Source organism: Rugamonas sp. (assembly GCF_025354735.1).
Lineage (GTDB): Bacteria > Pseudomonadota > Gammaproteobacteria > Burkholderiales > Burkholderiaceae_D > Rugamonas.
In genome coordinates, this window is record NZ_JANXMI010000220.1 from 1 (window position 1) to 15,017 (window position 15,017).

Sequence of the window (15,017 nt, forward strand, 5' to 3'; positions counted from 1 at the left end):
TTTCGAATGAATCTCTCGAAACCGTGGTCTGACCCCGATGGCCACGGTGCCGGATCATCGGCGACGACCCGACCCGCCGGCCACGGCGCCGGCTCTTACGCGGTGCTCAGCTCCGCCACGAAATCATACATATCGCCGCGGAAGTAGGAGCGGCAGAATTCCACCGCGCGCCCGTCGCGCAAAAATCCCAAGCGCTCGACCTGCAAACCGGCGTCGCCTTCGCACGCCTGCAACAGCGTGGCCTGTTCCGCGTTCAGCAGCAGGGCGCTGAGCCGCTGCAAGGCGCGCACGGGCCGGTTGCCGGCCCGCTCCAGCGCCTCGTACATCGACAGCTGCACCGCCTCCAGCGACGGCAAACACGATGCCACGATCGTTGCGTACTCCAGGCACATCGGCACGTCGTCGGCATAGCGGATGCGGTGGAAGCGGTACACCGGCGCGCCGGGACTGAGCCGCAGCCGCAGCGCTTCCTCCGGACTGACCGTGCCCTCCGATCGCTTGAGCCACACGCTGCGCGGCGTGCGTCCGCGCGCCCGCATGTCTTCCGAAAACGAGGTCAGTTTGGCGAAGTTCTTTTCGATGCGCGTGTTGATGAAGTTGCCCGAACCGGGCCGCCGCACCAGCAAGCCTTCGTCGACCAGGCCGTCGATCGCCTTGCGCACGGTGATGCGCGAGACCGACAGGTCGGTCGCCAGCTGGCGCTCGGCCGGCAAGGCTTCGTCGGGACCGAACACGCGCTGGTCGATGGCCTCGCGCAGCGCCTTTTGTAACTGCTGGTAGAGCGGCAGGCTGCTGGTTTGCGACAGGTGATGCATGAGCTGGGCTAGGGAAGTCATACCGGTCCTGGTCTGCCGCCCCGGGCGCGACGCGCCGGCGGCGATGTGGTCTTTGATGTGGTTTGAACCGATGGTAGTTGCTCGATACCGGTCACTGGATAATACCAAAAAAATACCACAGTACAGAAAAATCAACTTGTGCTATCGCAAAGGGGCAAGCCCCACTCTGTGGTAGCGCTACCTATGCCGTCGCCTTGGCAAAGTGGTCTGTATTTTCCATACAACATATGAAAAAAATATGAAAATTGGTAGTGTTCTGGTATTGAGTGGGGGTATATTGGCGTTGGATTGGTTTTGTAAGTGCTTGCATAGAAGGACAGACGGGCGTTGCGGCGAGTGGCTCCCGGCCAAGGTTCAGCATTCAATAATTCGACGGCTTTCGATTTAAGCCTATATCAAGGGGGAGTACATGAAGCGCAATTTTTCAGGTAGCAAAGAGACGCCACGCAACGCCGTCGTTCGTCTGACGCCGATTGCCGCGGCAGCCGGCCTGCTGGTGCTCAGCGCCAGTTATTCGGCGATGGCGCAGGACGCCACCAGCGCCAAGGACGGCAAAACCGACGAGCCGCAAAAAGTGCAGGTTCAGGGTATCCGCGCCGCGTTGCAGCAGTCGCTGAACCAGAAGAAGAACGCCGATTCCCACGTCGAAGTCATCACCGCCGAAGACATCGGCAAGATGCCGGACAAGAACGTGGCCGACTCCCTCGAGCGCGTTCCCGGCGTCACCGTCAGCAACGCCGGCGCCTCCGAAGGCGGCTTCGATGAAAACGACCGCGTCTCCATGCGCGGCACCAATTCCAACCTGACCCAGACCCTCATCAACGGCCACAACGTCGCTTCCGGCGACTGGTTCGTGCTGAACCAGACCGCCCAGGTCGGCCGCAGCGTCAGCTACACGCTGGTGCCGTCGGAACTGGTCGGCTCGGTGATTATCCATAAGAGCTCGGAAGCCAACCTGGTCGAAGGCGGCGTGGCCGGCTCGGTCGACATCATCACCCGCAAGCCGCTCGAATTCCACGACCAGGTGACGGCCGAAGCGTCGCTGGGCGCGGTCTACGCCGACCTGCCGAAGAAGACCGATCCGCAATTCTCCGCGCTGGTGAACTGGAAGAACGACGCCAACACCTTCGGCGCCTTGCTGCAAGTGTTCTCGGAAACCCGCCACCTGCGCCGCGACGGCGTCGAGGTGCTGGGCTACCAGCAAATCAGCCCGACCAGCCCGATGGCCATCGCCCATCCCGACCTGGCCGGCGCCTACTATCCAGGCTTCCTCGGCGCGGCGCTGTTCCAGCAGGAGCGCAAACGCCAGGGCGGCCTGCTCGACCTGGAATTCAAGCCGACCAAGGACCTGACCTTCGACGTCAGCGGCTTCAGCTCCAAGCTCGACGCCTCCAACACCAATGACAACTACCTGCTCAACGGCGGCAGCATCATCAACTCGGGCAACGGCCAGGCGCCGCTGCCGGGCTACGTCGTCACCACCACCAACGGCGTCAAGACGCTGACCAGCGCCTCCTTCGCGCCGGTGGCCGGCACCAACTACAACGAGTACGACCAGATCTCGCGTCCGGGCGAAAAAGCCACCGCCAACTTCCTGTCGCTGGACGCCAAATGGCGCGTCAGCGACGACCTGACCATCAAAGGGCAGGGCGGCACTTCCAAGGGCGACGGCAAGACGCCGACCCAGGACGTGATCGCATGGAACGGCGCCACCGGCACCGGCGCCTCGTACCAGTTCAACGGCGTCGGCACGGCGCCTAGCTTCAACTTCAACAACAACGCCAACGCCTCGCCGGGCACCACCAAGAACGCCGACGGCAGCCTGCAATCGGGCTTCGGCTGGATGTTCGGCGACCAGAACATCGACGTCAAGGACAAGGAACAATGGGGTCAGATGGATGGCGACTTCCAGCTGCAAAAAGGTCCGCTCAATCTGATTAAATTCGGCGTGCGCGCCGCGGACCACGACCGCAGCTCCGGCGGCATCGTCGGCCAGGGACCGTTGTTCAGCGGTTCGACCTCGCCCAGCGACGCATCGAGCTGGCCGCTGGCCGGCGCGTCCTACCCCGGCAATTTCGCCAGTGGCCTGGGCGGCAGCGTCCCGTCGGGCATCTTCCGCTACACGCCGGACCAGCTGGCCGCCTTCGCCGCGCTGTACGCCAACCGCACCACCAACGGCAGCCGCGAAGACTGGCAACAGGAATTCACGCTCAACGAGAAAACCCGCGCCGGCTACCTGCAGGCGAACTTCGACGGCGAAGGCTGGGGCGGCAACATCGGCGTGCGCTATGTGCAGACCAAGGAGCACGCGATCAGCAACGTCGGCGTATCGGGCGATGTGCCCAACGTGCCCGGCGTGGTCTACGCCTCGGCCTTCGGCGCCTTCCGTCCCACCACGACCGACCACACCTACAACGACTGGCTGCCAAGCGCGAACTTGAAGCTCGACCTTCGCAGTGACCTGGTATTGCGTTTCGCCGTGTCGAAGACCATGACCCGTCCCGACTTCTCGTCGCTGGTCGGCACCTACTCGCTGACGCCGCCGGCCGTACAGGGTGCGATCGGCGCCGGCACCGGCGGCAATCCGGACCTCAAGCCTGTGCGTTCGACCAATCTCGATACCTCGCTCGAATACTACTTCGCGCCGCACTCGCTGGTCTCGGCTTCGCTGTACTACATGGACCTGACCAACTACATCGGCCAAGGCACGCGCACCATCAACGCCATGACCTACAATCTGCAAGTGCCGCAAGGCTTCCTGGCAAATTACCTGGTGACGTCGCCGATCAACAGCACCGGCAAGGTCAAGGGTCTGGAGCTGTACTACCAGCAGCCGATTTACGGCTACTTCGGTGTGCAGGCCACCGGTACTTTGACCACGGCCAAGGACGACAGCGGCGCCAAGGTGCTCGGCTCGTCCAAGAAGGTGGCCAACGTCAGCGCCTACTACGAGGATGAAAAGTACAATGCCCGCCTCACTTACGGCTACCGTTCCGAAGCCTACGTGGGCCTGGATCGCGGCACCGAGTTCAATCAGGAAGGCAGCGGCGACCTGAATGCTTCGCTGGGCTACAAATTCAGCGAGAAGATCAGCCTCTCGCTGGACATGCGTAACCTGAACAATCCGAAGCTGAAGTATTACGCCCTCAATGGCGACCAGCCACGTTCGATCTACGAGAACGGCCGCCAGTTCTTCCTGACCATGCGCCTGAAATACTAAGCGCAGTCTGACCATGCCGCGCCGCCGAAAACGGTGGCGCGGCATCGATACTGTGGTACAAAATGACGGTGCTCTCGACCGTCATTTTTTTATGCAAAACGCCACCCCATGAATGCTCCGATATCCACTTCGATCCCGCCGTCGCAAGCCATCGCCGAATGGCGCGACGTCGACGCGCGCCGTTTCCGCGAAGAGATCCTGCCGCTGAACCGGCCCGCCGTGCTGCGCGGCGTGGTGCGCGACTGGCCCGTCGTGCGCGAGGCGCTGCGCTCGCCGCAGCATGTCTGCGCCTACCTGAAGCAGTTCGACAGCGGCGCCGACGTCAACGCCATCATGACGCCGCCCGAGGCTCAGGGCCTGGTCGGCTACCGCGACGACATGAGCGGCTTCACCTTCGTGCGCAACCGCCTGCCGATGTCGGCCATCATCGACCAGCTGCTGCGCTATCTTGGCGGCGGCGACCGCGCGCCGTGCGTGGCGGCGCAAAGCGCGCTGATCTCCGAATCGCTGCCCGGATTTTTGAACGAGAACGTGCTGCCGCTGCTGGACGCGTCGGTGCTGCCGCGCATCTGGCTCGGCAACCGCATCACCGTGCCGGCCCATTTCGACGAGGCCCACAACCTGGCCGCCTGCGTCAGCGGCAAGCGCCGTTTCACGTTGTTCCCGCCGGAGCAGGTCGACAATCTGTATGTGGGCCCGCTCGACTTCACGCCGGCCGGCGCGCCGATCAGCATGGCCTCGCGCGCGCAGCCGGACCTGGCGCGCTATCCGCGCTATCGCGACGCGCTGGCGGCGTCGCAGTCGGCCGAGCTGGAGCCGGGCGACGCGATTTATATTCCCGCCATCTGGTGGCACCAGGTCGAGTCGATCGGGCAGCTCAATGTCCTGATTAATTACTGGTGGGGCGGATCGATAGGCGTCAACGACCGCAGCATCTCGCCCACCAACGCGCTGATGCACTGCCTGCTGAACATGAAGGATTTAACGCCCGAGGTCAGGCTGGCGTGGAAGGCCATCTTCGAGCACTTCGTGTTCGATCCCGATCCGCAGCGGCTGGCGCACATTCCGGACGCGCGGCGCGGCGTACTGGGCGAACTGCCGCCGGAAGCGGTACGGCGCATCAAGGACGTGCTGATCGCGCAGCTCAAACAATAAAGTACGCATAAAGATCCGCCCATGCCATCACGTTTGCCATCGCACGTTTCATCGAGCGCCGTCGTGCGCCCAAGCCGAAGTCAAAGCCCAAGCCCGCGCTCAAGCCGGCTACTGCGCTGGCTCGCCGCGCTGCCGCTGGCGTGCGTCGTCGCCGCAGCCGGCGCCGGCGCGCCGGCGCGTGAAATCGTCGGCTACTATCCGGGCTGGAAAAGCGCCGGTTTTCCGGCCGACGCCGCGCACATCGACGCCAGCCAGCTGACGGTGGTGCTGTTCGCCTTCCTCGACACCTGCTGGAACGGCCGCCATGGCAATCCGAATCCGGCCGCCGGCGTGGTCGAGGTGTGCCACGATGCCGGCGTCGGTTCCGCATCCAACGGCGGCTCGGACGCCGCCGCCGCACCGCCGGACGGCACGCTGGTCTTCGGCGACCCCGCGCACGACGGCGCCAGCCTGCACGCGCTGGCCGCGCTCAAACATGGCCATCCCGGACTGAGGGTGCTGGCCTCGGTGGGCGGCTGGAACTGGTCGAACCAGTTTTCCAACCTGGCCGCGACGGCGCCGGCGCGCGCCACGTTCGCCGCGTCGGCGCTGGCGCTGCTGCGCCGCTATGACCTCGACGGCATCGACATCGACTGGGAATATCCGACCGCCGCCGGCGTGCCGTGCACCGCCGCGCAGGTGTGCGAGCGGCCCGACGACAAACAGCATTACGTCACGCTGGTGCGCGAGTTGCGCGCCGCCTTCGACGCCGCCGGCCGCGCCGACCGCAAACACTATGCGATCACCATCGCCGCCGGCGCCACCGACAAATTCATCGACGATCCAAACGGCAGCAGCCGCTGGCTGGCGCAATTGGCCGACAGCCTCGATTGGATCAACCTGATGGCCTACGATTACCACATGCCGTGGGACGCCCGCAACGGCCACTTGGCGGCCTTGAACGGCGACCCGCAGGATCCCGCCTTCGCGCTCGGCTACGACGACGCCACGGCGGTGCGGCGCTATCTGGCGGCCGGTGTGGCGCCGGACAAGCTGGTGCTGGGCGCGCCGTTCTACGGCTACGGCTGGAAGGCCTGTCCGTCCGGTGCGGCGGCCGACGGCCTGTATCAGCAATGCGGCGGCGCCGCCGACGGCGGCATCGACGCCAGCGCCTCGTATCCATTCGGCTGGCTGGTCGACGCCGGCTTGCTGGTCCAAGGCGCGCGGGGCGACTACGATGTCGGCGCCCACGGCTACCGCCGTTACTGGAGCGAGGCGGCACAGGCGCCGTATTTGTACAACGCGGCCACGCAGGTGTGGATCAGTTATGAAGACCAGGCGTCGTTGCGGGCCAAGAGCCGCTACATCAACGCGCGGGGATTGCGCGGCGCGATGTTCTGGGAATTGAGCGGCGACAGCGGGCACGCGCTCGGCGCGGTGCTGGCGAAGGAACTGCGGCATTGATGGCGGCCGCAGGCCGCAGGTCAATTAAGCGGCGCAAAAAAAGGCTGAAACGGCATCCGCCGTTTCAGCCTTTTTTAATCGCGCCGGAGCTTATTCCGCCGTCGGCAGCGCGGTGGTGGTGTCGCGGTTGATCCAGTAGATCCAGTAGCGCGCCAGGTCGCCGCGGCCGTCGGCTGGATTGACCGCTTGCAGCGTCTTGATGGCGTCGTCCTTGCGGCCGGCCAGCGCGTAGGCTTCGCCCAGGCGCAGCTTGGCGTCCTCAGGATTTTTGGCGACGCCCTTGGCGATGCCTTTCTGGATCAAGTCGATGCCCTTGTCGAATTGGTCCATCGTCACGTAGGCGTAGCCGAGGTTGACCAGGCCGATGCCGTCTTTCGACTTCATCGCCGGTGCTTCGCCGGCGCCGATGTTCTTGGCGTCGTCGGCCGCGCCCTTGTCGGCCGAGGCGCGCAGTTTTTTCTGTTCGGCGATCTCCTTGGCGTCGCCCTTGCCCAGCAGGCCGGCCTTGTCGGCGGCGTCCATGGCCTTTTTCGCCTCGGTGTAGAAGCCGCCCTGCAGCGCCAGTTCGGCGACGTCGGTGTAGTCTTCCACCACCAGCGTCTTGACCGCGACCATTTGCAGGCGGCGCGTGTCGAGCGACAAACGGGCCGCGTAGTAGCTCTTGCCCTGGCTCTTGCTCAGCAAGTGCGACCAGTAGGCGTCGGTCGGATAATATTGGACCGACAGCTCGACCGATTGCAGATAGGCCGCGTCGTCCTTGCCCTTGATGCCCACGCTGGCGAGCAGTTGCAGCGTTTCCGCCGACGGTTTTTTGCCGGCTTTTTGCGCCGCGTCGATATCCTTGAGCGCCTCGACCTTGGTGGTCGCGTAGTCGCCCTTGAGGAAGTAGGAGCGCAGCAGCGTCGGACGCACGCCGGTCATGTCGCCGGTGTCCTTCTGGTAGCGCAGCAGCCAGACGATGGCGTTGTCGTAGTCGGCGGCGGCGTAGTAGGTGCCGGCCAGCACGCGCAGGAAATCCTTCTGCTGGGCCGGATCGAGGCGGCCGGTGTCGATCACGGCGATCAGCGCCGGTATCATCAGCGCGTTGTTCTTGGTGGCGCTGCCCAGCACCACGCGGTTGCGGTTCAGTACAAAGGTTTCATACGGCGACTTGTCGGCGATGGCGTCGACCTGATTGAGGCGGTTCTGGATTTCGGTGTAGTTCTTGGCCGCCATCAGATCGCGGATCTGGGCCGGATCGAGCAGCTTGTAGATTTCAGGACGCACCGCGTCCGGCTTCGCGGCGGCGGCCGGCGCCGGATCGGCGGCGTAGGCGCTCGACAGGCCGGTCATGGCGGGGGCGACGGTGAGGCCGATGGCGGCCAGGATCAGGCTAAGACGAGCGAGACGGAATTGGGACATGGATGATCCTTCAATCAAAGACAAAAAGACGCGCGGCGAATTACCGCCGCATCGTCGCTGGATGGCTGCCAATTCATGGAATCGGCCGACGCGCACATTTTGCCACTCCTGGCCGCGCAGGAGAAGCGTCTGGCGCGGTGGAACGGCGATGGAACCGCACAAGAAAAAGCACAAGGCAGGACCGGCGCGTCGGCGTAGCCCGTATATTGTCACATAAAGCGGGCCGCGGCGCGATTTTCAGCGGTGCGCCGCCGCCGTTCAGGGACGCGGCAACGCGCGGCCGGCGGCGTCGAACAGCAAGCAGCGCTGCGGCGGCAGATGCAGCGTCGCGCTGCTGCCGGCCAGCGGCGGCGCGCCGTCGAGCGGCTGGCGCAGCGCGATCACGTCGGGCAGGTCGGCCAGGGTGCTGTAGACGATGGCCACGTCGCCCAGGTATTCGACATGGCCGCAGCACACTTCGATCTCGTTGGCGCCCGGCGTGCCGCCCGCTGCGCGCAGCGCGACATGTTCGGCGCGGATGCCCAGCGTGACCTGGTCGCCGAGCCGCAGCGCGGCCGCGTTTTCGTCCGCCTGCGCGTCCGCCCGCGCCGCGACGTCGACCACCGCGCCGCCGGGCAGCAGCACGCCGACGCGCCGCGGCGCCAGCGACGCCACCACGCCGGGGATGAAATTCATCTTCGGCGTGCCGAGGAAGCCGGCCACGAACAGATTGCCCGGATTGTTATACAGCTCGAACGGCGTGCCGACCTGCTCGATGCGGCCGCCGTTGAAGACGACGATGCGCTGGCCCAGCGTCATCGCCTCGACCTGATCGTGGGTCACGTAGATCATCGTCGTCTTCAGTTCCTTGTGCAGGCGGCTGATTTCAACGCGCATCTGCACCCGCAGGCTGGCGTCGAGATTCGACAGCGGCTCGTCGAACAGGAACAGCTCCGGCTTGCGCACGATGGCGCGGCCGATCGCCACGCGCTGGCGCTGGCCGCCCGACAGTTCCTTCGGTTTGCGTTTGAGCAGCGGCGCGATCTGCAAAATCGCCGCCGCCCGTTCGACCGCCGTCCGCACCTGCGGATTCGATTGGCCGGACAGCTTGAGCGCGAAGGCCATGTTCTCGTACACCGTCATGTGCGGGTACAGCGCGTACGACTGGAACACCATCGCCAGTTTGCGTTCGGCCGGCGCGATGTCGTTGGCCAGCCGGCCGCCGATATGCAGTTCGCCGCCGCTGATGGTTTCGAGTCCGGCGATCATGCGCAGCAGGGTCGATTTGCCGCAGCCGGAAGGGCCGACGAAGACCATGAATTCGCCGTCGGCGATGTCGAGGTCCACGCCGTGGATGACGGTTTGCTTGTCGTCGTAATGCTTGAAGAGATTCTTGAGTGTGACCTGGGCCATGCGATTCCCGTACCGTATTTTAAAGCGATTCCACGCGCGCGGCCATGGGTATGAACTGCGACAGCAGCGCCACCGGAATCGCGCTGACCATCACCCAGATGAAGAAGTGCTGATAGCCGAGCGCGATCTGGATATCGCCGCTGAATAGCTTGAACAGCACGAAGCCGAGCTGCATGATGCCGGTCGAGAAGGCATAGTGCGCGGTCTGGTATTTGCCCGGCGCGACCACCTGCATCATGTATAAAATCAGGCCGACGAAACCGAAGCCGTAACCGAACATTTCCACGCTCAGCGCCGTGCCGATGACGGCCAGGCCGGTCGGCTGGAAGGCCGACAGCAGGTAGAAGGCTATGTTGGGCAGGTTGACCGCGAGGATCAGCCACAGGATGGCGCGCTTGAGGCCCAGCCACGACGTGAAGTAGCCGCCGGCGATGCTGCCGACGATGAAGGCCACCGTGCCCACGGTGCCGTACACCGCGCCCACTTCGGCCGTGCTCAATCCCAGTCCGCCCAGGTTGCGCGCCTCGCGCAGGAACAGCGGCCCTATCGACTGCACCTGGGCCTCGCCGGCGCGGAACAAAATGATGAACACGATGGAGACCCAGATGCCCGGCTTTTTGAAGTATTCGACGATGACTTCCCACAGCGTGCCCGCGATGGCGGCGACGGTGGTGTCGGCGCTGACGGCGTTGCGCGCCGGCGGCAGCGACCAGCTGTTGTAGAGCGCCAGTGCCAGCATCAACGCCGCCAGCAGCGCGAAGCAAATGGTCCACGCGGGGATCACGCCCAGCGTCTTCTCGAAATAGCCGGTCAACACCAGCAGGCCGCCGTTGGCGAGGAATTTGCCAGCGTTGAAGAAGGTGCCGGTCCAGCCGGCGTAGGCGGCTTGATCTTTTTCATTGAGGCTGGTGATGTACAAGCCGTCGCAGGCGATATCGTGGGTCGCCGAGGCGATGGCGACGAGGGCCAGCATCGACAGCGTGGCGGCGAACCAGAACGGCGCCTGCAAGGCCAGCGCGACCAATCCCAGCGACACGCTGCCCAGCAGCTGGAAGCCGACCACCACCAGCTTTTTGCTGCTGGCCAGTTCCAGGAAGGGACTCCACAAAGGCTTGAGCACCCACGCCATGCCGATCAGCGCCGTCCAGTGGTTGAGCACATCGTTGGCCACGCCGAGGCTCTTGAACATCTGGTTGGCGACCAGCGCCACCGCGAAGAAGGGAAGCCCCTGCGCCAGATACAGGCTGGGTACCCACAGCTTGGGATTGCGGGTGCTTTCGATACCAGGGTCTATGCTGCGGTCCATGCTGCGTCTCTCCGTGTGCGGTATTTTTATGATGGTGATTATTCGAAGTGTTCGAAGCCCGGCACCGGCACGCGGCCGCCGGCTTGCAGTTCATCCGCCAGCCAGGCGTTGACGGCGTCCAGCGCCGGCGCGGCGAAGCCGTAGGTCATCAGCGCGGGGGCGGCGATGTCGAGCGCCTGATACGGATTCCACAGCGCCAGGTGCAGGTCCGGCGTCCAGTTGGCGCGCGCGTGGGCGCCGTAGCGCAGGCGCGAGGTCGAGGCCAGCATCGTGTAGCGGCCGTCGCGCGGCAGCGTGCTCCAGTCGAAGGTGTCGGCGTCGGCGAAGGTCACCAGTTCGACATCGTACAGGCGGCGCAGCGACGCGGCCACCACGTCGGCCGGCACGCCCGCTTCGGACACGCCGTCGCTGACCACGTCCTGCCGCACCACCAGCCGCACCCGCGCGCCGGGCGCGGGGCGGCGCGGCGTGCCGCGCGCGCTCAGGCCACGGCGCCAGCCCTCGGCCATGATGGCGCGGTCGGCCGCGTCTTGCGCGTCGTTGTACGGGCGTGGTTCACAGGGATAGGCCAGCGCCAGCGCCGCCAGGCGCGCCAGGCGGGCATGGACCTCCTCCATCGTCAGCTCGCCCGACGCCAGCGCGGCGGCGATGGTGTTGAGCGTCTCCTCCTGCGTCTCGGTGGTGCCGAGCGCCATCACCATGTCGGCGCCGGCGTTCAGCGCGCGCACGGCCGCGTTGCCGACGCCGTAGCGGCCGGCGATGGCGTGCATGTCCATGCCGTCGGTGATGATGATGCCCTGGTAGTTCCATTCCTCGCGCAGCAGGCCATGCAGGATGCGGCGCGACATCGTGGCCGGGTTGTCGGCGTCGAGCGCCGGGTAGACGATGTGCGCCGTCATCATGGCCGGCGCGGCGCCGGCGGCAAAGCGGAACGGCGCCAGTTCCAGTTCATTGAGTTGCGCGACGGATTTGGCGACGGTCGGCAGGTCGCGGTGCGAATCGACGTTGGTGTCGCCATGGCCGGGGAAGTGCTTGACGCAGCAGGCCACGCGCTCCGCGTGGCTGCCGGCCATCCACGCCATCGCCAGTTCGGCCGCGCGCTGCGGCTCGGCGCCGAAGGAGCGTTCGGCGATGACCGGATTGTGCGGATTGTTGTTCAGGTCCAGCACCGGCGCGAAGTTCCAGTTGAAGCCCAGCGCCTTGACGGCGCGCGCGACGGCGGCGCCGGTGCGGCGGCACAGGTCCGCGTCATCGGCCGCGCCCAGGCCCATGGCGGCCGGCGGCGCCGGCACCCAGGTCGCGCGCACCACGGCGCCGCCTTCCTGGTCGATGGCGATCAGCGCATCCGGTCCCATGACGGCGCGCAGGTCGGACGTCAGTTTCGCCAGCTGCACGGAGTCCGTCATATTCCCGCGGAACAGGCAGACCGCGCGGATGCTGTTGGCCTTTAAAAAACCGGCGGTGGCGGCATCGAGCACGGTGCCGGGAAAGCGGATCATGATCAGCTGGCCGGCGATTTTTCTGAGGTCGTTGTGGGTGGTGTTCATTTGACTGCTCCGTCCATGCCGCGCATGAAGAATCGTTGAGTAAAGAGGAAGGCGGCCAGCGTCGGCAGGATGGTCAGCACGGTGCCGGCCGCGATCACGCGGGTGCTGCTGCCGAAGGTGCCGCGCAAATACAGCACGCCCACCGACAGCGGAAATTCGTCCGGCTTGCTCATCACGATCGACGGCCAGATATATTCGTTCCACGCTTCCACCGCCGTCAATATGCCGACGGTGGCCAGCCACGGCGCGATCAGCGGCAGCATGATTTTACTGAAGATGGTCCACTCGCCGGCGCCGTCGACGCGGGCGGCGTCGATCAAATCCTGCGGCACTTCCTCGAAGGCCTGCTTCAGCAACAGGATGGCGACGGCCGTCACCACGTTCGGCAGGATCACGCCGGTGTAGGTGTCGACCAGACTGAGTTTGGTGACGGTGATGAAGTTGACGAGGAAGTTCACTTCCGACGGCAGCACCAGCGTGGCCAGTATCAGCCCGAACACCAGGCGGCGGCCGCGAAACCGCATGCGCGCCAGCGGATACGCGGCCATCGAGCACAGGGCCAGTTTCCAGAACACGGTGCAGACGGCGATGAGGATGGAGTTCTTGTAAAACGACAGCATCGGGATCGCGCGGAACACTTCGGCGAAGTTGGCCAGCGACGGCGCGCGCGGCCAGAACGTGGGCGGGAAGGCGAAGATATTGCCTTCGCTCGACAGCGCGGTGACCAGCGTCCACCAGAACGGGAACACGCAGACGACGGCCAGCGCGCACAGGATCAGGTAGTGGCCGAGGATCTGGAGGTGGCGTGGTTTCATCAGCGGTGCTTGGGTCGGATGTAGCGCAGGCATAGCAAGGCGATGCCGACGCAGAAAAGCGAAACGATGAAACTGGCGGCCAGCGCGCGCGGCAGCTTCAGGTGCTTGAGGCCCTGGTCGTAGGCGTAGTACAGCGCCGTGAAGGTGGAGTTCATCGGGCCGCCTTGCGTGAGCACGTCCACTTCCTGGTAGGCCTTCAGCGCGGCCAGCACCGACAGGATGGTGCAGACCATGATGGTCGGGCGCAGCATCGGCACGGTGATGTTCCAGAAACGCTGCCAGCGGTTGGCGCCGTCGAGGATCGCGGCTTCCTGCATGTCGGCGGGGACGGCCTGCAACGCGGCCAGATACATCACCATATACCAGCCCAGGCCGCGCCACAGCGTGACGAACATGATGGCGAACATGGCCAGCGTGTCGTTGGACAGCCAGCCTATCGGCGCGTGCACCAGTTGCAGCGACATCATCACGTAATTGAGCGCGCCCTGTTCGTGGAACATGAAGCCCCACATGATGCCGACCACCGACACCGTCGTCACCACCGGCACGTAGAACGCGGCGCGGAAGTAGCGGATGCCGGGCAGCTTGTTGTTCACCAAAACCGCGAGACTGAGCGCGCCGATTTGCACGAAGGGCACCATCAGCAAAAACAGCAGCGAGTTTTTCAGGCCGCCGACGAACATGTCGTTGTCGAAGATGTAGCGGAAGTTATCGAGGCCGACCCAGGACGTCGGCCGTATCAGGCTGTAGTCGGTGAAGGCCAGGTAGGAGCCGTAGCCGACCGGCCAGAAGGAAAACACGGCCAGCAAAATCAGCGCCGGCGTCAGGAACAGCCAGGCGGACAGGCCGCGGCGGGAGGGCTTCATGCGCCGTGTCCCTTGTGCTGCGCCGCCAGCTTCCTGTTCCAGATCGCGACCGCCTGGTCGAGCGCCTGCCCGATATCCTGCTTGCCGGTGACGCCGGCTTCGACCGCCTTCACCAGATAGCGTTTCAGTTCATCGTAGTCGTCGATGCCGGCCACGTACAGCGTGTGTGAATGCGGCATCGACACGGCGCCCGCCGACACGGCTTTTTGCGCCGGCGTGGCGTGCGGCGGCAGCGTGGTGAAATACGGGTCGTTGGCGGCGTGCGCCATGGCCGGGTAGACGCTGGCCTGTTTGGCGAAGGCCAGCTGGTTGTCGTCGTCGGTCAGGTAGCGCGCGAATTTTCCTATCGCCGGCAGCAGCTTCGGATCGACGCCGCGCGGCACGGCGAAGTGCACCAGCCAGCCGCCGTCGGCGATACCGGTGGGGCCCAGTGGCGCCGGTGCGACGTCGCTGACGGCGTAGATGTCCTTGGCGTCGCTTTCGATGCGCGGCACCGCCGTCGGCGGCGCCAGCAGCATGCCGAGGCGGCCGCCCTTGTAGGCCGCGATCGCGGCGGGGAAGTTATCTTCGGCGAACAGGCTGTCTTTTAAAAGGCCGCCGGCCTTGTAGGTGTCGGCCAGCTTCTGGATGAAGGCGACGTGGCGCGGCGAGTTGAAAACGGCTTTGCCGTCGGCGATGACGGCCAGTCCCTGCTGCATGAACAGGCCGTCGATCTTCGACAGCGCGGGACAGAGGCCGGCCTGGCCGGTGCTGGCGGCGATGCGGCGCGCGTAGTCGAGTTCCTCGTCCATGCTGCGCGGCGCGCGCGTCAGGCCGGCGGCCTTGAACATGTCCTTGTTGTAGGTGATGACGGCGACGTTGCTGTACATCGGGAAGCCGTAGGTGCGGCCGTTGAAGGTCAGGTCTTCCAGCGTCGAGGCGAGGTAGCGCGGGCGGGCCTCGGCCAGCAAGGCGTCGACGGGTGTGAGCAGGCCGTCGCGCGCGAATTCATCGGCCCAGGGCACGTTGAGGTTGACCAGCGCCGGCGGCGTGCCGG

General features: G+C 65.3%; 11 protein-coding genes. 3 read left to right on the forward strand and 8 right to left on the reverse strand.

Going from position 1 to position 15,017, the window contains the following annotated elements:
• Nucleotides 1-95: 95 nt before the first annotated feature.
• The gene (locus tag Q0S71_RS17375) at nucleotides 96-836 is read right to left on the reverse strand and encodes a GntR family transcriptional regulator (RefSeq protein ID WP_295998481.1); all 741 of its coding nucleotides are present in this window, start codon (nucleotides 834-836) and stop codon (nucleotides 96-98) included.
• A gap of 409 nt (nucleotides 837-1,245) precedes the next feature.
• Here Q0S71_RS17375 and Q0S71_RS17380 point away from each other — a divergent pair, with 409 nt between their 5' ends.
• From Q0S71_RS17380 to Q0S71_RS17390, 3 genes are all read left to right on the forward strand, one after another.
• Nucleotides 1,246-4,056: a TonB-dependent receptor gene (locus tag Q0S71_RS17380; RefSeq protein ID WP_295998483.1), complete on the forward strand. Its 2,811-nt coding sequence runs from the start codon at nucleotides 1,246-1,248 to the stop codon at nucleotides 4,054-4,056.
• A 108-nt stretch (nucleotides 4,057-4,164) separates the two neighbouring features.
• Complete coding sequence (locus tag Q0S71_RS17385; protein ID WP_295998485.1) at nucleotides 4,165-5,211, forward strand: cupin-like domain-containing protein; 1,047 nt, start codon at nucleotides 4,165-4,167, stop codon at nucleotides 5,209-5,211.
• Nucleotides 5,212-5,232: 21 nt separating this feature from the next.
• A complete protein-coding gene (locus tag Q0S71_RS17390) occupies nucleotides 5,233-6,654 on the forward strand; it encodes a glycoside hydrolase family 18 protein (protein WP_295998488.1) in 1,422 nt (473 codons plus the stop codon).
• 90 nt (nucleotides 6,655-6,744) lie between these two features.
• Here the strand turns inward: Q0S71_RS17390 and Q0S71_RS17395 are convergent, their stop codons facing one another.
• From Q0S71_RS17395 to Q0S71_RS17425, 7 genes are all read right to left on the reverse strand, one after another.
• Complete coding sequence (locus tag Q0S71_RS17395) at nucleotides 6,745-8,055, reverse strand: hypothetical protein (protein ID WP_295998492.1); 1,311 nt, start codon at nucleotides 8,053-8,055, stop codon at nucleotides 6,745-6,747.
• A 258-nt stretch (nucleotides 8,056-8,313) separates the two neighbouring features.
• The gene (locus tag Q0S71_RS17400) at nucleotides 8,314-9,447 is read right to left on the reverse strand and encodes an ABC transporter ATP-binding protein (protein WP_295998497.1); all 1,134 of its coding nucleotides are present in this window, start codon (nucleotides 9,445-9,447) and stop codon (nucleotides 8,314-8,316) included.
• Nucleotides 9,448-9,466: 19 nt separating this feature from the next.
• On the reverse strand, nucleotides 9,467-10,753 hold the full coding sequence (locus Q0S71_RS17405) for an MFS transporter (protein ID WP_295998499.1): 1,287 nt from the start codon (nucleotides 10,751-10,753) through the stop codon (nucleotides 9,467-9,469).
• 38 nt (nucleotides 10,754-10,791) lie between these two features.
• Nucleotides 10,792-12,300 carry a glycoside hydrolase family 3 protein gene (locus Q0S71_RS17410; protein WP_295998502.1) on the reverse strand — a complete coding sequence of 503 codons (1,509 nt, stop codon included), beginning with the start codon at nucleotides 12,298-12,300 and terminating at the stop codon, nucleotides 10,792-10,794.
• On the reverse strand, nucleotides 12,297-13,115 hold the full coding sequence (locus tag Q0S71_RS17415) for a carbohydrate ABC transporter permease (protein WP_295998505.1): 819 nt from the start codon (nucleotides 13,113-13,115) through the stop codon (nucleotides 12,297-12,299). The genes Q0S71_RS17410 and Q0S71_RS17415 overlap by 4 nt, the downstream gene beginning before the upstream one ends.
• On the reverse strand, nucleotides 13,115-13,981 hold the full coding sequence (locus Q0S71_RS17420; protein ID WP_295998507.1) for a carbohydrate ABC transporter permease: 867 nt from the start codon (nucleotides 13,979-13,981) through the stop codon (nucleotides 13,115-13,117). The genes Q0S71_RS17415 and Q0S71_RS17420 overlap by 1 nt, the downstream gene beginning before the upstream one ends.
• Nucleotides 13,978-15,017 (reverse strand): extracellular solute-binding protein (locus Q0S71_RS17425; protein ID WP_295998510.1); only part of this gene is annotated, 1,040 nt, incomplete at its 5' end. The genes Q0S71_RS17420 and Q0S71_RS17425, both read right to left, overlap by 4 nt.